At 47.1% G+C, this 278-nt stretch carries 1 protein-coding gene; it reads right to left on the minus strand.

Going from position 1 to position 278, the window contains the following annotated elements; translation table 11 throughout:
- Nucleotides 1–207, minus strand: a 207-nt coding sequence (locus tag IEQ44_RS18555; RefSeq protein WP_193639409.1) for an asparaginase domain-containing protein, incomplete at its 3' end; no start/stop codon positions are given.
- Nucleotides 208–278 lie beyond the last annotated feature (71 nt).

Consider the following 278-nt stretch of genomic DNA (forward strand, 5'->3'; position numbering starts at 1 on the left):
GATCCGTTGCTTTAACTGCAACATCCGTGCCGGGGTGATGTGCGGCGACGGCACGTTAAAGACGTCCTCAGTCTCTAACTCAATATCCGTGCCAAATGAACTCTGATAATTGTCTATAGGATTTTCATCTCCGGGGGTCACATTGCCGGATTCATCGGCCGACATCGCAATGGTGCCACCAGTGTGTAATACCAAAATCTTCTTCAAGAATACTCCTCCTCATCTTTTCACGTGCCTACGCACATCTAACAGTAAAATTATTTTAGGCTTGCCATCGC

The sequence above is a fragment of the Nocardioides malaquae genome, from assembly GCF_015070385.1.
Classification (GTDB): Bacteria; Actinomycetota; Actinomycetes; order Propionibacteriales; family Nocardioidaceae; genus Nocardioides; species Nocardioides malaquae.